General features: G+C 72.8%; 20 protein-coding genes. 16 read left to right on the top strand and 4 right to left on the bottom strand.

The window, feature by feature from the left end; translation table 11 throughout:
* Positions 1 to 23: 23 nt before the first annotated feature.
* The gene (locus tag ACYVJE_RS01485) at positions 24 to 1,778 is read right to left on the bottom strand and encodes a serine/threonine-protein kinase (RefSeq protein ID WP_461142907.1); all 1,755 of its coding nucleotides are present in this window, start codon (positions 1,776 to 1,778) and stop codon (positions 24 to 26) included.
* A 536-nt stretch (positions 1,779 to 2,314) separates the two neighbouring features.
* Between ACYVJE_RS01485 and mbhE the strand changes: the two genes are divergently transcribed.
* The 12 genes from mbhE to ACYVJE_RS01425 all read left to right on the top strand — a co-directional run bounded on the left by mbhE (position 2,315) and on the right by ACYVJE_RS01425 (position 14,298).
* The gene (mbhE, locus tag ACYVJE_RS01480) at positions 2,315 to 4,726 is read left to right on the top strand and encodes a hydrogen gas-evolving membrane-bound hydrogenase subunit E (RefSeq protein WP_461142906.1); all 2,412 of its coding nucleotides are present in this window, start codon (positions 2,315 to 2,317) and stop codon (positions 4,724 to 4,726) included.
* On the top strand, positions 4,723 to 5,313 hold the full coding sequence (locus tag ACYVJE_RS01475; RefSeq protein ID WP_461142905.1) for an MnhB domain-containing protein: 591 nt from the start codon (positions 4,723 to 4,725) through the stop codon (positions 5,311 to 5,313). The genes mbhE and ACYVJE_RS01475 overlap by 4 nt, the downstream gene beginning before the upstream one ends.
* A 5-nt stretch (positions 5,314 to 5,318) precedes the next feature.
* Positions 5,319 to 5,780, top strand: a complete 462-nt coding sequence (locus tag ACYVJE_RS01470) for a Na(+)/H(+) antiporter subunit C (RefSeq protein ID WP_461143147.1) — start codon at positions 5,319 to 5,321, stop codon at positions 5,778 to 5,780.
* Positions 5,777 to 7,324, top strand: coding sequence for a Na+/H+ antiporter subunit D (locus ACYVJE_RS01465; protein WP_459158327.1), 1,548 nt, complete (start codon positions 5,777 to 5,779; stop codon positions 7,322 to 7,324). The genes ACYVJE_RS01470 and ACYVJE_RS01465 overlap by 4 nt, the downstream gene beginning before the upstream one ends.
* Positions 7,317 to 7,871 (top strand): Na+/H+ antiporter subunit E, encoded by a 555-nt coding sequence (locus tag ACYVJE_RS01460; RefSeq protein WP_461142904.1) that lies wholly within the window; start codon positions 7,317 to 7,319, stop codon positions 7,869 to 7,871. Before ACYVJE_RS01465 ends, ACYVJE_RS01460 begins: the two co-directional genes overlap by 8 nt.
* 4 nt (positions 7,872 to 7,875) lie before the next feature.
* A complete protein-coding gene (locus ACYVJE_RS01455) occupies positions 7,876 to 8,142 on the top strand; it encodes a monovalent cation/H+ antiporter complex subunit F (protein WP_459158329.1) in 267 nt (88 codons plus the stop codon).
* The gene (gene mnhG / locus ACYVJE_RS01450) at positions 8,139 to 8,486 is read left to right on the top strand and encodes a monovalent cation/H(+) antiporter subunit G (protein WP_461142903.1); all 348 of its coding nucleotides are present in this window, start codon (positions 8,139 to 8,141) and stop codon (positions 8,484 to 8,486) included. The genes ACYVJE_RS01455 and mnhG overlap by 4 nt, the downstream gene beginning before the upstream one ends.
* A gap of 168 nt (positions 8,487 to 8,654) precedes the next feature.
* Positions 8,655 to 9,014 carry a hypothetical protein gene (locus ACYVJE_RS01445; RefSeq protein ID WP_461142902.1) on the top strand — a complete coding sequence of 120 codons (360 nt, stop codon included), beginning with the start codon at positions 8,655 to 8,657 and terminating at the stop codon, positions 9,012 to 9,014.
* 847 nt (positions 9,015 to 9,861) lie between these two features.
* Positions 9,862 to 11,130, top strand: coding sequence for an amidohydrolase (locus ACYVJE_RS01440; protein WP_461143146.1), 1,269 nt, complete (start codon positions 9,862 to 9,864; stop codon positions 11,128 to 11,130).
* Between the two features lie 227 nt (positions 11,131 to 11,357).
* Positions 11,358 to 12,032 carry a hypothetical protein gene (locus ACYVJE_RS01435; RefSeq protein ID WP_461142901.1) on the top strand — a complete coding sequence of 225 codons (675 nt, stop codon included), beginning with the start codon at positions 11,358 to 11,360 and terminating at the stop codon, positions 12,030 to 12,032.
* A 93-nt stretch (positions 12,033 to 12,125) separates the two neighbouring features.
* A complete protein-coding gene (locus tag ACYVJE_RS01430; protein WP_459158333.1) occupies positions 12,126 to 12,836 on the top strand; it encodes an HAD family hydrolase in 711 nt (236 codons plus the stop codon).
* Positions 12,837 to 12,864: 28 nt separating this feature from the next.
* Positions 12,865 to 14,298: an FGGY-family carbohydrate kinase gene (locus ACYVJE_RS01425; protein ID WP_461142900.1), complete on the top strand. Its 1,434-nt coding sequence runs from the start codon at positions 12,865 to 12,867 to the stop codon at positions 14,296 to 14,298.
* A gap of 10 nt (positions 14,299 to 14,308) precedes the next feature.
* Here the strand turns inward: ACYVJE_RS01425 and ACYVJE_RS01420 are convergent, their stop codons facing one another.
* Entirely contained in the window at positions 14,309 to 14,761 is a 453-nt protein-coding gene (locus ACYVJE_RS01420; RefSeq protein ID WP_459158335.1) for a gamma-glutamylcyclotransferase, read from the bottom strand.
* A gap of 153 nt (positions 14,762 to 14,914) precedes the next feature.
* Between ACYVJE_RS01420 and ACYVJE_RS01415 the strand changes: the two genes are divergently transcribed.
* From ACYVJE_RS01415 to ACYVJE_RS01405, 3 genes are all read left to right on the top strand, one after another.
* Positions 14,915 to 16,318 (top strand): NAD(P)H-quinone dehydrogenase, encoded by a 1,404-nt coding sequence (locus ACYVJE_RS01415; RefSeq protein ID WP_461142899.1) that lies wholly within the window; start codon positions 14,915 to 14,917, stop codon positions 16,316 to 16,318.
* A gap of 82 nt (positions 16,319 to 16,400) precedes the next feature.
* Complete coding sequence (locus tag ACYVJE_RS01410) at positions 16,401 to 16,796, top strand: thiol-disulfide oxidoreductase DCC family protein (RefSeq protein ID WP_461142898.1); 396 nt, start codon at positions 16,401 to 16,403, stop codon at positions 16,794 to 16,796.
* Positions 16,797 to 17,035: 239 nt separating this feature from the next.
* Entirely contained in the window at positions 17,036 to 18,058 is a 1,023-nt protein-coding gene (locus tag ACYVJE_RS01405; RefSeq protein WP_461142897.1) for a tetratricopeptide repeat protein, read from the top strand.
* Between the two features lie 71 nt (positions 18,059 to 18,129).
* Here the strand turns inward: ACYVJE_RS01405 and glpK are convergent, their stop codons facing one another.
* Positions 18,130 to 19,635, bottom strand: a complete 1,506-nt coding sequence (gene glpK / locus ACYVJE_RS01400; RefSeq protein ID WP_461142896.1) for a glycerol kinase GlpK — start codon at positions 19,633 to 19,635, stop codon at positions 18,130 to 18,132.
* A gap of 129 nt (positions 19,636 to 19,764) precedes the next feature.
* Positions 19,765 to 20,517 (bottom strand): MIP/aquaporin family protein, encoded by a 753-nt coding sequence (locus tag ACYVJE_RS01395; RefSeq protein WP_459158340.1) that lies wholly within the window; start codon positions 20,515 to 20,517, stop codon positions 19,765 to 19,767.
* Between the two features lie 433 nt (positions 20,518 to 20,950).
* Here ACYVJE_RS01395 and ACYVJE_RS01390 point away from each other — a divergent pair, with 433 nt between their 5' ends.
* The gene (locus tag ACYVJE_RS01390; protein WP_459158341.1) at positions 20,951 to 22,708 is read left to right on the top strand and encodes a glycerol-3-phosphate dehydrogenase/oxidase; all 1,758 of its coding nucleotides are present in this window, start codon (positions 20,951 to 20,953) and stop codon (positions 22,706 to 22,708) included.
* The last annotated feature ends 34 nt before the right edge of the window (positions 22,709 to 22,742 follow it).

Genomic DNA, 22,742 nt, shown 5'->3' with positions numbered 1-22,742 from the left:
ACCGGTCGGACTCCTGCCGCGGGTCACTGCGCGGTGCGGAAGCCGGGCAGCACGGCGGCGAACAGTTCGCGGCCGGTCTTGGCGAAGTGCTCCGGTGCGGTCACGCGGACGATCCACAGGTCTTCCCCCCGCTGCAGCACCTCCGCGATCGAGCTGCGCCGCATCCGCTCGTCCCCGGCGCCGCGCTCGGTCGTCGTGTAGCGCACCTGGTGGGCGTTGCCCCCGGGCTCCGCGGTGTCCGAGAGCAGCTCGAACTCCTGCGGGGAGCCGCCGGCCAGCTCCGGCAGCCGCCGCAGGTAGTCCGTTGTGGAGCGCTCGGTCGCGAGGAACCCGCCGAACCGCTGGACCGCCAGCTCGACCGTCCCGTCGGGGGAGACGAACGAGATGGTCTTGTTCGGGGCGAATTCGCGCCCCTCGTAGTGGAACACCTCCCAGCCCTCGGGCACGCTCAGCGAGAAGCGGCCGCCGGAGGGCGCCGAGGTGTGCTTGGCGTTGTCCGAGTACGGCATGAGCGTGCCGAGCGCGGGTGGTCGGTCCACAGTGTTGCTGCTCAGGCTCGGTGGCAGCACGGGGACCCCGGCGACCGCGCGGGTGCCGGCGAAACCGGCCGCCGCGGCCACCGCGAACACGAGCACCGCGGAGCAGGCCAGCACCGCCGTGCGCCACCGGGAGCGGCGCGGGCGCTGCGGGGTGAGCGGGAAGGGGGGCGCGCCGGGGCTGTCGGCCAGCGGGGCGGCGTCGCCGCCCCCGCCGTCGGGGGAAGCGCCGCTGGGAGGGGCGTCCGCCGCGGAGGAGCTCGCCGCACCGCCCCCGGGCTCCGGCCGCTCGGGGCGCTCCGCGTCCTCGGTGGCGCTCCGCGCGCGCTCGCGGACCAAGCGGACCGTCGGCGCGTCCGGGTCGAGCAGCATCGCGAACGGGTGCGCGCCCGGTTCCGGCAGCAGCGGCTGCAGGCGGCGGCGCACCTCGGTCAGCGGCATGCGGGCACCGGGGTCTTTGACCATGAGGCCCGCGATGACCTCCCCGACGGGGCCTTCGCGGGGCGGTGCCGGGACGGGGCCGCGCACGACGTTGGCGACCGTCTCCAGCGGATCGTCCTCGACGTCGTACGGCGGTGCTCCCCGGACCGCGGCGTACAGCGTCGCGCCGAGCCCCCAGAGGTCGCCTGCCGCCGCCGCACCGTGCCCCTCGGCGGTCTCCGGGGCGATGTAGGCGGGTGTGCCCAGCATCGTCCCGGTCCGGGTGATGGTGCTGTCGTTGAGGCTGCGCGCGATGCCGAAGTCGGTGAGCTTGACCCGCTCCTCGTCCCCGATGAGCACGTTGCCGGGTTTGACGTCGCGGTGGACGATCCCGGCCCGGTGCGCCGCGTCGAGCCCGGCGGCCACACCGTCGGCGACGAGGGCCAGCTGGGTGTCATCGAGGGGACCGTGGTCGTCGAGGATGGACGCGAGGCTCTGGGCGGGGGCGAGCTCCATGACCACGAACGGTTGGCCCTCCTCGCGGGCCACGTCGTACAGCGTCACCACGTTCGGGTGAGTCAGCGCCGCGATCGCGCGGGCTTCGCGGAGGGCGCGCTCGCGCAGCTCGGCGGCCTCCTCCTCGGGGAGGCCCTCGGGCAGGCGCATCTCCTTGACCGCCACCGGGCGGTACAGCAGTTCGTCGGTGGCGGCCCACACGGTGCCCATGGAGCCGCGGCCGAGCCGCGTGTCCAGGCGGTACCGCCCGCCGATGAGGCGCCCGGCGCCGTCGGCGTCGTCGCTGTCGGTGGTCACGCGGATCATTGTCCCGCGCGCGCTCGGCGCAGTGGTGCGGAATCCGCTCGTCCGGTTGCGAAGTCCGGATCGCGAGTGATTTTTCCCACCAAGTGGGTCGCGGGGAGTTGTTAACGTGCGTCGATCGTGCTCCGTGAAAACGACTTTCGCCGTCGGGGCCCGCCGCGCGCGACATATGCGCTATTGGGCATACATCGTACTGTTCGGTTAGATTGGCGGACACCGATTTCGGCGCACCGGCGGTGCGCGGTCGGCGGATGCGCGCGAGCTGCCGGCGCACCTCGCGAACGCGGGGAGTGTCGCGGTGCGTGCGGACAGCGGGTGGCGAACAATCCCGGGCGAGTTCACCGACGTCGAACTCGGCGAGCCGGACGGTGTGCCGCGCGCGTCCGCACCGGTCGGACTGCTGGCCTCCCGGGTGCCGAACACGTCCCAACCACGGGTGGGCGCGCCGACCCGGGAATCCGGGCGGTCGCAGCGGGCCGCCACGCGCGGTGCGCGTCCGCGTCCGGTGGCGGTGACCGTCCGGCAACGAGGAGGTGTCCTTGCTCGCGTTCGTCCTCGTGCACCTGCTCGTGGCGGGTGCGCTCCCGGCGCTCGCCCGGCGCAGCACGCGGGCCGCCTTCTTCACCGCCGCCGTTCCGCCCGCCGCGATGCTCGGCTGGAGCCTGGCGCACGCCGGCAGCGCGCTCGGCGGGGTGCCGCGAACCGAGAGCCTGGCGTGGGCACCGCTGCTCGGGCTCGAGCTCACCTTCCGCCTCGACTCCCTCGCACTGCTGCTGACGATCCTGGTCACCGGCATCGGCGCCCTGGTGCTGGTCTACTCCGCCGGTTACTTCGCACCCGGCAGCGGTGCCGCGCGCCGCTCCGCGCCGCTGCTGCTGACCTTCGCGGCCGTGATGCTCGGGCTCGTCCTCGCCGACGACCTGCTCACCGTCTACATCTTCTGGGAGCTCACCACGATCTGCTCGTTCCTGCTCGTCGGGCAGGCCGGTGTGAGCCGCGAGTCGCGGCGCTCCTCGGTGCAGGCGCTGATGGTCACCACCCTCGGCGGGCTGGTCATGCTGCTCGGGTTCGTGGTGCTCGGCGAGACCGCGGGCACCTACCGGATCTCCGAGCTCGCCGCCGACCCGCCCGGCGGTGCGGCCACCGCGGTGGCGGCCGTGCTCGTCCTCGTCGGCGCGTTCACCAAGTCCGCCCAGCTGCCCTTCCACAACTGGCTGCCCGCCGCGATGATCGCGCCCACGCCGATCAGCGCTTACCTGCACGCGGCGTCGATGGTCAAGGCCGGGGTGTTCCTCGTGGCCCGGATGGCCCCGGTGTTCGCCGGGGTCGAGCTGTGGACGGTGCTCGCGGTGGTGTTCGGCCTCGCCACGATGATCGTGGCGGGGTGGCGCGCGCTGCACGAGCACGACCTGAAGAAGCTGCTCGCCTACGGAACGGTCAGCCAGCTCGGGTTCCTGATGGTGCTCGCCGGACCGGGCACGTACACCACGATGCTCGCCGCCGACACGATGCTGCTCGCCCACGGCATGTTCAAGGCAGCGCTGTTCCTGGTCATCGGCATCATCGACCACCAGGCGGGGACTCGGGACACGCGCGAGCTGTCCGGGGTGGGCCGGCGCATGCCGTGGCTGGCCGCGCTGGCGTCGGTCGCCGGCCTCTCCATGGCCGGGGTGCCGCCGACGTTGGGCTTCCTCGGCAAGGAGGCCGCTTTCGCATCGTTCATCGCCGGTGGGGGCGCGTTGAGCACCTGGGGGACGATCGGCCTGCTCGTCGGCTCCGCCCTCACCGTCGGCTACACCGCTCGGCTGCTGTGGGGCGCTTTCGCCACGAAGGAGGGCCTGTCCCCGAGCCGGGCGGCCGCACCGGGCCCGGTGCTGTGGGTGCCGGCCGCGCTGCCCGCGGCCGTCAGCATCGCGCTCGGGATCGGCTATCCGGTCACCGACGTGCTCGCCGGCGGCTACGCGTCGAACTTCGCGGTCGGCCCGGACCCGTACCACCTCGAGCTGTGGCACGGGTTCAACCTCGCGCTGCTGTGCTCGGCGGTCGCCCTGATCGGCGGTGTCGCGCTGCACCTCGCGCGCGACCCGGTCAGCGCGTTCCGCGCCCGGTTGCCCCGGATCGCCGACGCGCAGCGCGGCTACGAGGCGATCATGGCCGGGCTGGAGCGGACCGCGGTCGGCGTCACCGGTCGGCTGCAGGCCGGGTCGCTGCCGATCTACCTGGGCGTCATCCTGCTGATGGTGCTGTGCGTGCCGGGTGCGGTGATGCTCACCCACCACGCGGACCTGCCTGCGGACCTGCGCGCCTACGACAACCCGCTGCAGGTCGCGCTGGCCTTCGGGGCCATCGTCGCGGCCTTCGCCGCGCTGCGCGCGCGCCGCCGCCTCACGGCGGTGCTCATGGTCGGCGTCATCGGGTACTGCATCGGCGGGCTGTTCATCGTGGACGGCGGACCCGACCTGGCGCTGGCCCAGTTCATGGTCGAGACGCTGACCCTGGTCGTGTTCGTCTTCGTGCTGCGCCGGCTGCCGGTGCGCTTCGGCCAGGACGGCACCAACACGCTGCGCTGGCCGCGCGCGCTCGTCGCCGGCGCCGTGGGCACGTTCATCGCCGTGTCCGCGCTGGTGTTCAGCGCCGCGCGCCGGAGCCCCTCGGCCGTGAGCGGCAACTTCATCGCCAACGCCGAGGAGGGCGCCGGCGCGCACAACGTCGTCAACGCCATCCTCGTCGACTTCCGCGCGCTGGACACCGTCGGCGAGATCTCGGTGCTGGGCATCACCGCCACCGGGGTGGCCAGCCTCATCCTCGCGGGCCGGCACGAGCGCCGGAAGCGCAGCGCCGGCGTCACCCCGCGTCCCGTCACCGGCTCGCCGCCCACCGAGGACGCGGGCACCCCGGCGCCGAGCAGCACCGCGAACGGAACCGAGACGCACGAGGAGGGCCGGCAATGACCAACGGCGGATCCGCGCTGTCCGGCCAGCGCGGCACCTCCGAACTGGAAACCCGCCAGGTGCGCCGCTCCTGGACCAACTGGGACGCCCCGACCGAGCGCTGGCTGCTCACCGGGTTCCCGCGGGACAGCCGCGAGCGCACCGTGCTGCTGGAGCTGGCCGCGCGGACCGTGTTCCCCACGGTGCTCGTGCTGTCGCTGTACCTGCTGTTCGCCGGGCACTACCGCGTCGGCGGCGGGTTCAGCGGCGGGCTCGTGGCCGGGCAGGCGTTCGTGCTGCGCTACCTCGCCGGCGGTCGCATGGACGGCAGCGCCGTGGTCCCGCTGCGCCCGCCGGTGCTCATCGGCTGCGGGATCACCCTGACCGTGCTCACCGCGCTGTTGCCGCTGGTCGTCGGCGACCCCGTGCTCACGGGGGAGATCGTCAAGCTGAACGTGCCGCTGCTGGGCGAGCTCAAGCTGATGTCCAGCGTCGTGCTCGACGTCGGGGTCTACCTGCTGATCGTCGGAGTGGTGCTCGACCTGCTGCGCACGCTCGGCTCGGCGATCGAGGCCGATGCCGCCGCGGCGGAGAGGGGGCAGTCGTGATCGGCATGGCCACCGTCAACCTGACCATGGTCGTGCTGCTGGCCGTGCTGTACTCGGTGGGCTTCTACCTGCTGATGCAGCGGTCGCTGGTGCGCATCCTGCTCGGCGTCGTGGTCATCGGGCACGCCTCGAACCTGCTGCTGCAGCTGGCCGGCGGGCCGCCGGGGCGCGCGCCGTTCATCGGTTCGGCGCTGCCGGAGGAGATGACCGATCCGCTGCCGCAGGCGCTGGCGCTGACCGCCATCGTGATCACCTTCGGGCTGACGACCTTCCTGCTCGCCCTGGCCTACCGCTCCTGGACGCTGCTGGGTGACGACGAGGTGCGCGACGACCTCGAGGACCGGCGCATCCGCCGGCTCGAGCGGCAGCTGGCCGAGTCCGAGGAGGGCGAGACCGAGGACGACTCGATGGCCGACGCCGAGGTGCACGAAGACGAGATGCGCGAGGACGAGGGGGCGATCCGGTGACCGTCCTGGTGGCCCTGCCCGTGCTGCTGCCGCTGATGGCGGCGGGGCTGTCGCTGGCGCTGGGCCGGTTCGCCGACCTCCAGCGGATCATCGGGCTGGTGGTGCTGGCGGTCATCATCGCCGTCTCGGGCGCGCTGCTGCACGCCGCCGACCACGGCGGGCCGCTGGTGCTGCAGGTGGGCGCGTGGCCGGCGCCGTTCGGGATCACGCTCGTGGCCGACCGGCTCTCGTCGCTGCTGCTGGTGGTCTCCTCGGTGGTGACCTTCGGCGTGCTCGTGTTCTCCATCGGGCAGCGCATCACCGACTACGGGCGGGAGCGGCCGAGCACCACGTTCCACCCGATGTACATGATGCTCGCGGCGGGGGTGTCGCTGGCCTACCTCACCGGCGACCTGTTCAACCTGTTCGTCGCCTTCGAGATCATGCTGACCTCGTCGTACGTGCTCATCACCCGGCGCACCACGGCCCGGCGGATCCGTGCCGGGATGACCTACGTGATCGTCAGCATCACCTCCTCGCTGCTGTTCATCACGATGATCGCGCTGGTGTACGCGGCCACGGGCACGGTCAACATGGCCGACCTGGGCCCGCGCATCGCGGAGCTGCCCGAGGGGCTCCGCATCGGACTGGCGCTGCTGGTGGTCATCGTGTTCGGCATCAAGTCGGCCATGGTGCCGCTGCACTTCTGGCTGCCGGACAGCTACCCGACCGCGCCGGCGCCGGTGACGGCCGTGTTCGCCGGACTGCTGACCAAGGTCGGCGTCTACGCGCTGATCCGCACCCAGACGCTGGTGTTCGGCCACCAGGCGAGCTGGGACTTCATGCTCGTGATCGCGCTGGCCACCATGATCATCGGAGCGCTCGGCGCGCTGGCGCAGAACGACCTCAACCGCCTCATGTCGTTCCTGCTGGTCAGCCACATCGGCTACATGCTGTTCGGGCTCGGCGTCTACGACGTGGCCGGGCTGACCGGGGTGATCCTGTACGTGGTGCACCACATCACCGTGCAGGCCACGCTGTTCCTGGTCGCGGGCTTGATCGCGCGGCGCACCGGCACGGTGGCGCTCACCCGCATGGGCGGGCTGGCGCGCGCCTCGCCGCTCATCGCCGTGCTGTTCGCCCTGCCCGCGCTGAGCCTGGCCGGGATCCCGCCGTTCTCCGGGTTCGTGGCCAAGCTGGCGCTGCTGCAGTCCGGTGTCGGCGCGGGCACGTGGCCGGCCTACGTGGTCACCGGCGGGGCGGTGCTGACCAGCCTGCTGACGCTGTACGCCATGGCGCGCGTGTGGACCCGCGCCTTCTGGGGCCAGGTCAAGGCGCCCGAGGAGGATCCGGACCCCACCGACGAGCTGGTCGTGGGCACCGCGACGACGAATCGCCCGATGGTGCTGGCCTCGGCGCTGCTGGTGACCGCGAGCCTGGTCATCGCCGCCGCGGCGGGGCCGCTGGCCGGGATCAGCCGGCGCGCCGCGGAGGACCTGATGCACGCCGAGGGGTACCGCTCCGCCGTGGTGACGACCTCCGAGGGAGGTGCTGCCGGTGAGTGAGCGCGTGACGTGGCGGCACCGCTGGCTGCGGCGGGTGCCGCTGGTGCTCTGGCTGACGCTGGTGTGGCTGCTGCTGTGGGGCACGTTCGACCTGCGCACCCTGGTGTACGGCGTGCTCGTGGCGCTGCTCGTCGCGCTGGTGTTCCCGGTGCCGGCGATCCGCACCGAGCTCGTGGTGCGCCCGGTGGCGCTGCTGCGCTTGCTGGCCTACCTCGCCGCGGACCTGCTCGTGTCGACCGTGCGGGTGTCCTGGCAGGCGCTGCGGTACGGGCCGGGAACGCCCGCGTCGATCGTGGCGGTGTCGATGCGGGCGGACTCCGACCACCTCATCGCCATGGTGGCCAGCGGGGTCTCGCTGGCGCCGGGCAAGTTCGTGCTGCAGATCGACCGCCTCAACCGGATCTGCTACGTCTACGGGCTCGGGGTGACCGAGTCCACCGCGTGGACCGTGTGCCGCGACGTGCTGCAGCTGGAGCGCTTGGTGGTCAACGCGGTCGGCGCGCGGGACCAGGTCGAGCGGGTCGCCGCGCGGGGAACGGAGGGCTGAAGCCGTGTTCTGGGTGTTCGTCGCGACGTTCGGCCTGCTGTGCCTGGCCGGACTGCTCGTGCTCGCCCGCCTGCTGCTGGGTCGGTCCACCATGGACAGGATCGTGGCGGTCGACGTGTTCCTCACGCTGGTCGTGGCCGCCGTGTGCGCGAGCATGGCCGCCCAGCGGAACGGGGCCAACGTGGCGCTGCTGGCCGCGGTCGCGCTGCTCGGGTTCATCGGCACGGTCACCGCCGCCCGCCTGGTCGAGCGAAAGGAGCCGTACCGGTGAACTGGCTCGACGTCCTCTCCGCCGTGTGCCTGCTGTCGGGCGCGCTGTCCTGCCTGCTCGGCGCCGTCGGCGTCGTCCGCTTCCCGGACGTGGCCGCGCGGCTGCAGGCCGCGACGAAGCCGCAGACCCTGGGTTTGCTGCTGATCCTGGTGGGCACGGCGGTGCGGCTGGAGTTCGTCTACGCCTCCGGGCTGATCCTCGTGGGGCTGTTCCAGATGCTCATCTCGCCGATCACGGCCCAGCTGGTGGGGCGGGCGGGCTACCGCGCCGACAGCCTCGACCGCAGCACCCTCCGGGTGGACGACCTGGGGGAGCGGTTGCGCCGCGAGGAGCGGGTGCGGTGACGCGCTTCCTGCGCCGCCCGGTGTCCGCACGTCGGATCGGGGGATCTGCGGCGCGGGACGGTCCGCGGGCGCGGTGATTATGATCGAATGGCCGGCGCCGGACGTGCCGTGGAGGCGGTGCGCGCCGGCGTCGCGCCCGCAGGTGCGCCCACAGCGGAGGGAGCTGCCATGCCCAGCACGTGTCCCACCACGCGCAGCACGTGCCGGCGAGTGCTCGCCGGGCTGGTCGTGAGCGTTGCCCTGCTCGGCCTGCCCGGTCTGGCCCAGGCCGCTGCGCCCGCCGACCCCCCGGCTGCGCGCACCCCGGCGGTGAGCGCCCCGGCTGTGAGCGCCCCGGCGGGGCACGGTCGCGCTCCCGCCGCCGCGGTCCAGGCGCCCCCGGGGCCGGGCCGGGACTCCGGCGCGACCGAGCGGCGCAGCCGGCAGGACATCGCCATCGGCGTCGGCGGTGTGGCGCTGATCGGGCTGGTGCTGCTCTCGCGGCGGGCGCGGAAGAAGCCCGTGCTGTTCGTGAAGTGGAAGAAGTAGTGCCCGCTGCACGTGAAACCATCCAGGTGGTCGGTTTTGGCGAGAAGTTCTCCGGACTGATTCCGGGACCGGACTAGACCTCGCGCCGAACCTGTGGGATTTTCACAACTGCCCGTTGGTGATCGGCACCAGGCCGACACCGAGGGGTGTTCGTGGTCCGGCACCGGGAAGCCCCCCGACCGGTGCCGGCCCACCTCTCTTCGAGCGGTTGCGCCGCTTTCTCGATCGGTTCTGCCGAACTCCGCTCACCCGTTCAGCGCAGAGTGGCGACCGATGACCGGTTCCGCGGGCGCCTGTGCTCTCGTCCGCGCTCCTCCTGCGGCAGGATGTGCACCAGCTGGCGACCGCGCCAGCTGGCGAGCGGAGTGCCCGCTGCCGTGCGAGTTCCACCGCCCCCTCGGGAGGACCGCTCGCGCACTGCCCGACCGCGCAGCCGGCCGAACCACGGCCGCGCGCCGGTCCCGCCGTGCGGGCGCTCCCGCGGCTCGACCGGGCCGGACCGGCACCGGAGCCGGGGGGCGGTGCCCCGAACCGCTCGCGGCGGTGGGCGGGCTGCTCCCGACCGCGCGTCGTGCTGCGCGGTGAGCTGCACGCGCCGCACCGCTGAACGGTTCCCGCAGGCGGCGGTGCTGCAGTCGCGCGGCTTTTCGGGCGCGGTCGTCGCTGCGCGTGCGCACCGGAGCGGTGCGCACCGCGGTTCGTGCAACGGACACAGCGAAGCCGGTGCGGGAGATCGGGCGCGGTTCCCGCACGAGAACGGAGGCATGGCGTGACTGCGACGTACTCGCACGGTTCGCCCGCGGAACGGGCAGGCGACGGTTCCCCCGGCGGGAGCGCCGCCGAGCCGCTGACCGGTCGCGGCGGCACCATGTCCAGTGTGGAATCAGGTGTGGTGGACCTCGGTGCGGGACGCGGCCCGGCCTGGCTGGACGACTGGCTGGCGCGCCGCGGCGAGCGGATCGTGTCGTGGCGGCGGCACCTGCACCGCCGGCCGGAGCTCTCGCGAGCGGAGCACGGGACCACGGCCCTGCTGAGCGACCTCCTGCGGCAGGAGGGGCTGAACCCGCGGCCGCTGGACGTCGGGACCGGACTCGTGTGCGACGTCGGCGATCCGGCCGGACCGACGATCGCCCTGCGCGCGGACATCGACGCGCTTCCGGTCACCGAGAGCAGCGGGCTGCCGTACTCCTCCACCGAGGAGGGAGCGGCGCACGTGTGCGGGCACGACGCGCACGCGGTGATCACGCTGGCGGCGGGCCTGGCGCTGGCGCAGGCGCCGGACCTGCCCGGGCGGGTGCGGCTGGTCTTCCAACCCGCCGAGGAGGTCATGCCCGGCGGGGCGCTGGACGTGCTCGCCGAGGGGTGGCTCGACGGGGTCGACCGGATCTTCGGGCTGCACTGCGACCCGCGGCTGCCGGTGGGCTCGGTCGGAACCCGCGCGGGCGCCATCACTTCCGCCGCCGACCTGCTGGAGCTGCGGCTGAGCTCGCCGGGCGGGCACACCTCGCGCCCGCACCTCACCGCGGATCTGGTGCACGCGCTGGGCACGGCGATCACGGAGGTCCCCGCGGTGCTGTCCCGCCGCGTCGACCCGCGTACCGGGACCGTGCTGACCTGGGGCGCGGTGCACGCCGGCGAGGCGCCCAACGCCGTTCCGCAGCAGGGCGTCCTGCGCGGCACGCTGCGCACCGGTGACCGGGACACCTGGGCCAAGCTCGAACCGCTGGTCTCCGAGATCGTGCACAGCCTGCTGGGGCCGCTGGACGTGGGCATCGACCTGCACCACCGGCGCGGGGTGCCGCCGGTCGTCAACGACGGCACGAGCACGGCCCTGCTGCGCGCCGGGGTGGCCGAGGCGCTCGGCGAGCACGCGCTCAGCGGTACCCCGCAGTCCTCCGGCGGCGAGGACTTCGGCTGGTACCTGGAGAACGTGCCGGGGGCCTTCGCCCGGCTCGGCGTGCAGGGCGAGGGCGTGCAGACCGGGGACCTGCACCACGCCGGTTTCGCGCTGGACGAGCGGGCGCTGTTCGTCGGGGTGCGCACGATGGTGCACACGGCGCTGCACGTGCTGCGGCAGTACACCGGCGGTCAGGAACCGGCCGGACCGGGGGCGTGAGGCCGCCGGGCGCGGCTGCGGGGCCCTGGCCGGGGGCCAGCTGCCCGGCCCGGTCGCGGGAGGGCGGCCGCGGCGCCTCCTGCGTGCCGGGCGGGTCTGCGCTGTGACGGTCTGCCCGGGGCGGTCTGCGCGGGGACGGGCCCGCGCACCGCGCCACGGAGTCACCCGATCGAAGTGAACGTGTGCGGTAGCTGCCCGGATCGCGGGGTTGCGCGGCTCTCCAGGGCATGACGTCGAACACCGCATGGAACGACCGCTGGCAACGATGCGCCGAGGACCTCACCCCGCCGGGCCGGTTCTGGGACGAGACGCTGCACGGGGCGCTGTCCCGGAGCGCCGCGGAGGAGCTGCTCGGACCCGCCGTCGTGGGCGAGGCGGTGCGCGAGGGGACGTTGCGGGAGCCGTGGACCGGGGTGGTCGTGCCCTCCTCCCGGATGCGGGATCCGCTGACGCGCGCCGCGGCCGGCGTGCTGCGTGCCGGCGACCGCGCCGTGCTGTCCGGGCCGACCGCCGTGGCGCTGCACGGCTGTCCGGCCGCTGCGGAGCGCACCGTGCACGTCACCGTTCCCTACGACCGCGACCCGCGACCAGGCCACGGGCTGGCGGTGCACCAGTCGTGGATCCGCGAGTCCGACGTCGTCGAGCTCGACGGGCTGCCGGTGCTCGCCCTGGACGTGGCGCTGGCGGAGCTGTTGTGCACCGGGCCGCACCGGGTGGCGCTGGCGAGCGTGGAGCAGGCCTTCGCGCTGCTGGGCGAGCGGGCGGAGCGCTTCCGGACGCGCTTGGCCGAGCGCCTGTCCAGCCGCAGGGACCGGCGGGGCACGCGGCAGGCGGCCGGGTTGCTGGAGCTGGCCTGGTGTCCCCCGGCGGAGGAGGCGCGTTCGCTGCGGGACGGGGCCTGACCGCACAAATCCTGTTATTTTTATCAGGAATTATGTTATCTTTTGCGTGATGCGTGAGTCGGGGCCGCGGGGCTCCCGGTGGAAAGGACCGACGTGACGGCGAACCCGGGCGACTCCGCTGCGACTGCGGAGATCAACCTCGTCCTGCTCGACGTGGGCGGGCCGATCTACGACGACGTGGTCTACCGCGACGCGCTCCTGGGAGCGGCGCGGGAACTCGCCGGCGAGCGCGGCGCCGACGTCGACGCCGAGGCGTTCCAGCGCGTCTACGACGAGTGTCGGCAGGCGCAGCGGGGCTCGCTGCGCACTGCCGTCGCCGAACGCTTCCTCACCGCCGCGGACCGCCCGGAGCTCTCCCGGCGCGCCGCTGCGCGCTGGGAGTACCCGCCGGAGGCGCTGTACCCGGACGTGCTGCCCGCCCTGCGCGAGCTCTCCGGGCAGTACGCGATCGCGGTCGTGGCCAACCAGCGCTCCCTCGTCGTGGACGCGCTGCGCCGCGACGGGGTCGCCGAGCACGTCGACATCTGGGCGATCTCCGAAACCGTGGGTGCCGAGAAACCCGACCCGGCGATCTTCGAGCACGCGCTGCAGCAGGCCGGCGTGCCCGCCGAGCGCGCCGCGCACGTCGGGAACCGGCTGGACACCGACGTGCGCGGCGCCCGGCGCCTCGGCCTGCGCACCGTGTGGGTCGTGCGGGGCGAGGCCCCGCCCGAGCCGACGCCGCAGCAGCGGGCGGAAGCGGACGCGACGATCCCGGGGCTGGCGGAGCTCCCCACCGCGTTGCGCCGCCTCACCTCCGCGTGACGGGCAGAACGGGCAAGGAGGTTCGGCCGTGACCGAGTTGTTCGCCGGCGTCGACGTCGCCACGGCGAACGTGCGCGTGCAGATCCACGACCCGCACGGACGGGTGCGGGCCGCGGCCACGCGCGCGTTGCCGGAACCGGTCCGCGACGAGTGCGGGGCTTCCGAGCAGGACGCCACCGCCTGGTGGCCCGCCGTGCGGGCGTGCCTGCGCGAGTGCTGCACCGCCCTGGGCGAGCGGAGCGCCGCGATCTCGGCCCTGTCGGTGTCGGCGACCTCGGGCACCGTCGTGCTCGTCGACGAGACGGGCGCTCCGCTCGGCCCGGCGGTGATGTACGACGACCGCCGCGGGGTGCGCGAAGCCGGGATCGCCGCGGACGTCGGCCGCGAGCGGTGGCGGCACAGCGGCATCGTGCCCTCCGCGGGGTCGGGGCTGGCGCACCTCGCCTGGCTCGTGCGCCGCAGCCGCGAACCGGCGGCGCGCGTGTGCCACACGCCCGACGTCATCGCCCGGGAGCTCGTCGGCACCGCCGTGCCCACCGACACCAGTCACGCCCTCAAGAGCGGCTACGACGCCGTTCGCGGCGAGTGGGCGAGCGAGGTCTTCGACGCCCTCGGGGTGCCCGAGCACCTGCTGCCGGAGGTCGTGCTCCCGACCACGCCGCTGGGCACCGTCAGCGCGCACGCGGCCGAGCAGACCGGGCTGCCGGTCGGCTGCGTCGTGCGCGCCGGCATGACCGACGGGTGCGCGGGGCAGCTGGCCTGCGGCGCGGTCGGCACCGGCGAGTTCGTCACCGTGCTCGGCACCACGCTCGTGCTCAAAGGGGTCAGCGAGCAACCGGTGTCCGACCCGAGCGGAGCGGTGTACAGCCACCTGCACCCGGAGGGGTTGTGGTTGCCCGGCGGTGCGGCCAACATCGGCGGATCCGCCCTGTCCGACCTCGACCCGGACGGCCTGGCCGAGCGGGACGAGGCGGCGCAGCGGCGCGGCCCGGCCGGCGTGGTGAGCTACCCGCTGCGCGGCGAGGGGGAGCGGTTCCCCTTCCGCGCGGACGAGGCCGCCGCTTTCACGCTCGGCGAGCCGGCCGATGCCGTGGAGGACTACCGCGCTCGGCTGGAAGGCGTGGCCTTCGCCGAGCGCCTCGCGCTGAGCCGGCTGGAACAGTTGGGTGCTCCGGCGGTGGGGCCCGTCCGCACCGCCGGAGGCGGCTCCGCCAGCCGCGTGTGGTGCCGGATCCGCGCCTCGGTGCTGAACCGGCCGGTGATGCGGATGCTCCGGGCCCGCACCGCACTGGGAGCGGCGGTGCTGGCCGCCACCGGCAGCGCGCACACCGGCTTGGGCGAAGCTGCCGCTGCCATGGTCGGCTCGGGCGAGGTCGTCGAACCGGAGCCGGCGGAGGTCGACCGCCTCGACGAGAACTACCGGCGCTTCACCGCCGAACTGCGCAGGAGGGGGTGGCTGTGAACCGCCGCGTTCACGGGCCGACGTTGCGGCACGGGCGCGTGCGCAGTTCGGTGACGTAATCCGCGGGAGCGCCGGCGGACTCGGCGGCATCGGCGATCAAGCCGAGGTAGCGCGCCGACGGCAGACCGCCCTCGTAGGCCTCGAGCACGTGCAGCCACGCCAGCACCGGACCGTCGAGGGTCTGCACTCGCAGGCGCAGCTTCCGGTACATGCCGAGCTCCGTGCCCTCCCAGCCGTTCATCCTCCGCTCGTCGAACTCGCTGAGGTCGTACAGGACGGTGAAGACCTGGGCGTCGGACTCTTCGACGATCGTGGCGAGGGCGCCTTCCCAGCCGTAGTCCTCCCCGCCGAAGGTCAACCGCCAGTCCATCAGCCATCCCGTGCCCGCCATCGGTGAGTGGGGGGCACGCGTTGTCATGTAGTTGGGATCCATGTTGGATCCGTATGCGGCGTACAGCGGCACATGTCACAGGGTAGCGATCGATCGCCGTGAACGAAGCCCGGAGGGCGAAATCCCTGGCCGTGGTGCATGCCATCGCGTGTCACCACCCATATTGCCGGAATCGCTCGCCGCGTACCGTGAATGCCGGTGCCCACACGCGGAACGGGAGGCGAAGTGACCCGCATCGTGATCATGGGAGGTGGCCCCGCGGGGTACGAGGCGGCTCTGGTCGCCGCGCAGCACGGGGCGGACGTCACGCTGGTCGAGCCGGAGGGCTTGGGTGGGGCGTGCGTGCTCTACGACTGCGTGCCCTCCAAGACGTTCATCGCCTCCGCCGGTGCCCGGTCCTCCTTCCGCGACGCGCGCGACCTCGGCATCCGCACCGGTGACGTGGACGCCGACGTGGAGGTCTCGGTCGTGCACGGTCGGGTCAAGGGCCTCGCGCTGGCGCAGTCGGCCGACATCCGCTCCCGCGTGCGCCGCGAGGGCGTCAAGATCCTCCCCGGGCGGGCCCGCTTCACCAACACCCAGCTGGGCATGGCCCAGCACCACATCGGCGTCGACCTCGCCGACGGCGGGTTCGAGGAGCTCATCGCCGACCAGGTCATGATCGCCACCGGCGGGACCCCCCGCATCCTCCCCGGCGCCGAACCGGACGGCGAGCGCATCCTCACCTGGCGCCAGCTCTACGACCTGCCCGACCTGCCGGAGCACCTCGCCGTCATCGGCTCCGGTGTGACCGGTGTCGAGTTCGCCTCCACCTACACCGAGATGGGCGTGAAGGTCTCGATGATCTCCAGCCGGGACCGCGTGCTGCCGCACGAGGACGCCGACGCGGCGCGCGTGCTGGAGGAGGTCTTCACCGAACGCGGCACCGAGGTCGTCAAGCACGCGCGCGCCGAGCGGGTGGAGCGCACCGACTCGGGCGTGCTGATCCACCTCGCCGACGGGCGGCAGGTGGAGGCCAGCCACGCGCTGATGACCGTGGGCTCGGTGCCGAACACCGACGGCATCGGCCTGGAACGGGTGGGTGTCGAAATCGACCGCGGTGGCTACACCCCGGTCGACCGCGTCTCGCGCACGAACGTCTCCGGGGTGTACGCGGCCGGGGACTGCACGGGGGTGCTGCCGCTGGCCTCGGTCGCCGCGATGCAGGGGCGGATCGCCATGTGGCACGCGCTCGGCGAGGGCGTTTCCCCGATCAAGCTGAAGACCGTCGCTGCCAACGTGTTCACCCACCCGGAGATCGCCACGGTCGGCATCAGCCAGCAGGCCATCGACTCCGGCGAGGTTCCGGCGCGCACGGTCACGTTGCCGCTGGCCACGAACCCGCGTGCGAAGATGGAGGGGCTGCGCCGCGGGTTCCTCAAGGTCTTCTGCCGCCCGCAGACCGGTGTCGTGGTGGGCGGCGTCGTCGTCGCGCCGAACGCGAGCGAGCTGATCCTGCCGATCGCGATGGCGGTGCAGAACCAGGTCACCGTTGACGACCTGGCCAGCACGTTCTCGGTCTACCCCTCGTTGTCCGGCTCGCTCACCGAGGCCGGCCGGCAGCTGATGCGCCACGACGACCTCGACTGACGAGCCGCCGGTCGGCGGCGCCGCCGACCGCTCGGGTGTACGTTCCGCCCGGGAGGTTCCTCGAGTCCGCGGGAGGTGGCCGATGCGCTCGCAGGTGCTGATCTACGACGGTGACTGCGGCTTCTGCACGCGCTGCGTCCGCATCGCTGCGCGCCTTCCGGTGCGGATGCGCGTCGTGCCCTGGCAGGAAGCCGACCTCGCGGCGTACCGCACGACGACCGAGCGGGCGCGGGGCGAAGTGCTGTGGGTCGCTGCGGACGGCCGCGTGCTCGGCGGTGCCGCAGCGGTGGCCGGGGTGCTGCGCTCGGCGGCGCTGCCGTGGCGCGCGCTCGGGCACGCGCTGGACCTGCCCGGGGTGCGGTTCCTGGCCGAGCGCGCCTACCGGTGGACCGCCGACCACCGGCATCGGCTGCCGGGCACGACACCCGCGTGCCAGCTTCCCCCGCACGAGCGCCCGCGCGGGACGCAGTCGGAGTGAACCACGGGGCGCTCCGGCGTCTCGGACGGAAGTTCGAGGAATGCACGGGCGAACCCTGGCCGATAGGTCGACTCGGCATGTCTTTTCGGCCGAGTCGCAGCAGTCCTCTCCCTCCGTAACGTCGCAGGTATCGGAAACGGCGGGCCGGTGGCCCCGCATCGGTGGCTCCGCACCGGTGGCCCCGCGTTCGCATCGGTCCGATGTGGACTCTGCACGTGCGGCCTGCGAGGGGGAGGACGATGGTCGGTCAGGCGTTCGCGCCCGAATACCGGGGTGCGCTGGGAGAGCTCTCCGTGAACGCGTCGTACGCGGACGTGCTGCAGCAGGCGCGGGAGCGCTCCCGGCACAGCACCAACGGGGGCGAGTTCGCGCAGGCGCGGCTGGCGGAAGCGGAGGCGTGCCGCAGGTTGGGCGAGCTCACCGCTGCGGAGGAGGCGTGGCGGTCGAGCTACCGCGCCTCGCAGCACCGCGAGGACCGCGCCGGCATGGCCTGGGCGCTGTGGAGCGGCGGAACGCTGGCCCGGCAGCGCGGGCGGATGCGGCTGGCGCTGCGGTGGCTGGTCCGCGGGCGCGATTTCGCCTGGGAAGCGGGTGATCTGCTCGCGCACGGGTACACGCGCGCCGGGATCGCGGAAACGCTGCGCATTCAGGGGGATTACGTTCGGGCGCGCCCGCTGCACGAGGAGCTGCTCGCCGAGGCGCGGCAGCGCGGGGAGTGCCGGCACATCGTGTGGTCCTTGGAGGGCCTGGCGCAGATCGACCGGCAGGAGGGGGACCTGTCCGCTGCGTGGGACCGCTTCTCCGAGGCGCAGCGCGTCGCCGAGGAGGGCGGTGACGACCGGGGGAGCGCGTGGGCGCTGCGCGGCATGGCCGACGTGCGTTCGTTGTTCGGCGAGCACGAGGAGCCGCTGCGGCTGCTGACGCGGGGCGAGCGGATCTGCCGGGACATGCGGCTGGACAGCGCGTTGGCCTACAACCGCAAGATGCGCGGGAACGTGCTCTTCCGGGCCTGCTGGCACGGGGAGGCCGCACGGGTCTACGAGGACGCCTGCCAGCGCTTCGCGGAGCTGCACGAGCCGCGCGGGCTCCTGCTCGCCCGGCTGGGGCTGGTGAAGAGCAGGGCGCGGCTCGGTCGACCACGGAGCGAGACGGAACGGCATCTGCGGGAGCTGCGCGACACGGCTCAGGGGCACGACCTGCCCGGGCTCACCCGGCTGGTCACCGAAGCCGCAGCCGAATTCTGCCCGGACGCCTCGCTGTAGGGAGGGGCTGCAGGGAGGGGGACAGCCCCAGGATCCGCTCCCGGCCGCGCGGGAGGCTTCAGCGGGTGCGTTCACTCGACCCAGTCGAAGGTCTTCGTCACCGCCTTCTGCCACTGGTGGTACTGCTGCTCGCGCTGGTCCGCCGGCATCTGCGGAGTCCACTCCTTGTCCAGCTGCCAGTTCGAGCGGACGTCGTGCGTGCTGGTCCAGAATCCGACGGCGAGCCCGGCCGCGTAGGCAGCGCCGAGCGCGGTGGTCTCGTTGACCACGGGTCGCACCACGGGCACGCCGAGGATGTCGGACTGGAACTGCATGAGCAGCTCGTTGAATACCATGCCGCCGTCGACCTTCAGCGACTTGAGCGGCACACCGGAGTCGGCGTTCATCGCTTCGATGACCTCGCGGGTCTGGAACGCCGTGGCTTCCAGCACCGCGCGGGCGAGGTGCCCGCGGTTGACGAAGCGGGTCAGGCCGACGATCGCGCCCCGCGCGTCCGCGCGCCAGTGCGGGGCGAACAGGCCGGAGAAGGCGGGGACGAAGTAGGTGTCGCCGTTGTCCTCGACCGTGCTCGCGAGCTGTTCGATCTCGGGGGCGGTGGCGATCATGCCGAGGTTGTCGCGCAGCCACTGCACCAGCGAGCCGGTCACGGCGATCGAGCCCTCGAGGCAGTACACCGTGTGCTCGTCGCCGAGCTTGTACCCGACGGTCGTGAGCAGGCCGTTCTCGCTGAGCACCGGCTCGGTCCCGGTGTTGAGCAGCAGGAAGTTGCCGGTGCCGTAGGTGTTCTTCGCCTCGCCCGGCGACAGGCACGCCTGCCCGAACGTCGCCGCCTGCTGGTCACCGAGGATGCCGGCGATCGGGACCCCGCCGAGGGCGCCGCGCTCCCGGAACTGCCCGTACACCTCCGAGGAGGAGCGGATTTCCGGCAGCATGGACATCGGGATCCCGAACTCGGCGCAGATGCCCTCGTCCCACTGCAGGGTCTCCAGGTCCATCAGCAGGGTGCGGGAGGCGTTGGTGACGTCGGTGATGTGCAGACCGCCGTCGGTCCCGCCGGTGGAGTTCCAGATGACCCACGTGTCCATGGTGCCGAACAGGATCTCGCCGCGTTCGGCGCGCTCCCGCAGACCGTCCACATTGTCCAGCAGCCAGCGGATCTTGGTTCCGGAGAAGTACGGCGACAGCGTCAGGCCGGTCTTGCTGTGGTACCGGTTCTGCCCGCCCGCACCGGAGGAGAAGTAGTTCACCAGGTCGACGGTGCGGGTGTCCTGCCAGACGATCGCGTTGTGCACGGGCTTGCCGGTGTTCTTGTCCCACAGCACCGTCGTCTCGCGCTGGTTCGTGATGCCGCAGGCGGTGATGTCGCCGGTGACGAGGTCCGCCTTCGCGAGCGCCCCGGCGCACACCTGCCGGACGTTCGCCCAGATCTCCTCCGGATCGTGCTCCACCCAGCCGGCGCGGGGGAGGACCTGCCGGTGCTCCACCTGCTCCGAGGAAACGACGCGCCCCTCGCGGTTGAAGACCATGCAGCGCGTCGACGTCGTTCCCTGGTCGATGGCGGCGATGTAGGAGGTCATGTGCTGCTCACCTTCCTGTGTACGACGGGGTGCCGATCCAGCCGGGTCCTGCTGGTGCTGCGGCGCACCGCGCCAGTCGCACCCGGGCCCGGCAGCAACGGCACGCGGAATGTCCCCGGCGGAGTCCTCCTACGCTCCGGTGGCGGGGAGGAGGAGGGCGACGGCTCCGGCGAGCCCCCCGCCCAGGAGCGGGCCCAGGATCGGAACCCAGGAGTAGTCCCACCCGGCGGTGCCCTTCCCGCGGATCGGCAGGAACGCGTACGCGATGCGGGGGCCGAGATCGCGGGCCGGGTTGATGGCGTAACCCGTGGGCCCGCCCAGCGAGTTGCCGATGGTCATGACGACGAACGCCACCCCGGCGTAGCCGAGCGCTGCGTTCCCGAACTCCGGGATACCCGGTACGTCGCCGGGGGTGGCCTGCGGGGACTGGATGATCCAGAACACGAGGACGAACGTCCCGATGATCTCGGTCACGGTGTTCCACGGCTTGTTCGGCACGGTCGGGACGGTGGAGAAGATGCCGAGGGTGTTCGCCGGGTCGTCGTGCGTGTCGAACTGCAGCTTGTAGGCGGCCCAGCACAGCACGGCGCCGATGCAGCCGCCGACGACCTGCGCGACCACGTAGACGGGGACCTCGGACCACGGTGTCTGCCCGTTGACCGCCATCCCGAACGTCACCGCGGGGTTGATGTGCCCGTCCGTCGGCGCCGCAACGCTGGCACCGGTGAACACCGCGAACCCCCAGCCGACGTTCACCATCAGGAAGCCGCCGCCGTGGCCGAGCGTGCGGCTGAGGGTTACGTTCGCCACCACCCCGCAGCCGAGCAGCGTCAGCAAACCGGTTCCGAGGGCTTCCCAGAGGAATATCTCGCCGTAGCTCATGCCGCCGTTCCTTCGTTCTTCGGCCGTTGCGGACAGGGCACTCCAGCAGGGCACTCCAGCAGGGCGCTCCCGATGTCCGACATGGAATGAGTCGGAACAGTACTGCCGCATCGCAACACGTGTCCACGGTTGCCGCCACCCCGCCCCGCCGAACGGCACCGAAGTCCACCTGGGACTGCCGGCGCGGCCGCGTCCGGCGGACCCTACTGGCAAGCCCTCGCCGGGAAGTCCCAGATGCGGGAAGTGCGCGCGGACGAGCGTTAGACTGCGGGCGGCATCGCCGAACCCGGCCGAACCCGCGCGGCTCCGCCGGGGGAGGCGGAGCGCGTCGGGCGCTGTTCGCTCAGCTGCGGCATGATGGTCGCCCGGGACGGCGTCGGCGGTGCACGTCCGCGTCGAACGCAGGACGCGATCCGAGCGAGGAGGACGTCTGGTGTCCAACCACACGACCGGTACGACAGGCAGCGAGGCGTTTCGCCGCGGCGGCAAGCTCGGACCCGCTGAACGGACCGACAACTGGCGCCGGCTCGGAAACGAGAGGTTCGACGTCCTCGTCATCGGCGGCGGGGTCACCGGTTCCGGGGTCGCGTTGGACGCGGCCACGCGCGGGCTGCGCGTGGCGATGGTCGAGGCGCGCGACTTCGCCGCCGGGACGTCGAGCCGGTCCAGCAAGCTCTTCCACGGCGGTCTGCGCTACCTCGAACAGCTCGAGTTCTCCCTCGTCAAGGAAGCCCTGACCGAGCGCGAGCTGATGCTGACCAAGATCGCGCCGCACCTGGTCAAGCCCGTGAGCTTCCTGTACCCGCTGACCCACCGCTTCTGGGAGCGCCCGTACACCGCAGCCGGTCTGGCGCTGTACGACACGATGGGCGGTGCGCGTTCCGTGCCGGGGCAGAAGCACCTCACCCGCGCCGGTGCGCTGCGGATGATGCCCGCGCTGAAGAACGACGCGTTCGTCGGCGGCATCCGCTACTACGACGCGCAGGCCGACGACGCGCGGCACACGATGACCGTCGCCCGCACCGCGGCCAGCTACGGCGCGGCGATGACCACCTCCACCCAGGTGGTCGACTTCCTGCGCGATGCCGACCGGGTCGTGGGGGCGCGCGTGCGCGACACCGAGACCGGTGCGGAAACGGACGTGCAGGCGCAGACCGTCGTCAACGCGACCGGCGTGTGGACCGACGAGCTGCAGAAGCTCTCCGGCGGGCGCGGCCGGTTCCGGGTGAAGGCCAGCAAGGGCGTGCACATCGTCGTCCCCCGCGACCGCATCGTCGGTGAGACCGGCCTGATCCTGCGCACGGAGAAGTCGGTGCTGTTCGTCATCCCGTGGGACAACCACTGGATCATCGGTACCACCGACACCGACTGGAAGCTCGACCTGGCGCACCCGGCGGCCACGAAGAGCGACATCGACTACATCCTCGGCCACGTCAACGAGGTGCTGGCCACGCCGCTCGAGCACGCGGACATCGAAGGCGTCTACGCGGGGCTGCGGCCGCTGCTGTCCGGGGAGAGCGACGACACGTCGAAGCTCTCCCGCGAGCACGCGGTCGCGCGCGTGGCGCCCGGTCTCGTCGCCATCGCCGGCGGCAAGTACACGACCTACCGGGTCATGGCCGCCGACGCGGTCGACGCCGCGGCCGCCGACATCAGCGGGCGCGTGGCCTCGTCGATCACCGACGAGGTGCCGCTGATCGGCGCGGACGGGTACCACGCCCTGGTCAACCAGATCGACCAGCTGGCCTCCGAGTACGGCCTGCACCCGCACCGGGTGCGCCACCTGCTCAACCGGTACGGCTCGCGGGTGCACGACGTGCTCGCGCTCGCCGCCGACAGGCCGGAGCTGCTCAAACCGGTCCCCGAGGCCGCGGACTACCTGCAGGTCGAGGTCGTCTACGGCTGCGAGCACGAAGGCGCGCTGCACCTGGAGGACGTGCTCACCCGGCGCACCCGCATCTCGATCGAGTACCCGCACCGCGGTGTCGACTCGGCCGAGCCGGTGGCGCGGCTGATGGCCGAGACCCTCGGTTGGGACGACGCGCGGATCGCGCGCGAGGTGGAGGTGTACACCAAGCGCGTCGAGGCCGAGCGGGACTCGCAGATGCAGCCCAGCGACGAGGCGGCCGACGCGACCCGTTCCGCCGCGCCGGAAGCGCGGGAGAACCTCGCTCCGCTCGACGTGGGCTGATCCGGACGGCCCGTCGAGGTCGGCCTCCCGCCGC

Source organism: Salinifilum aidingensis (assembly GCF_054782015.1).
Note: the sequence above shows the minus strand (reverse complement) of the source record. Positions and strands in the feature narration are given on the sequence as shown.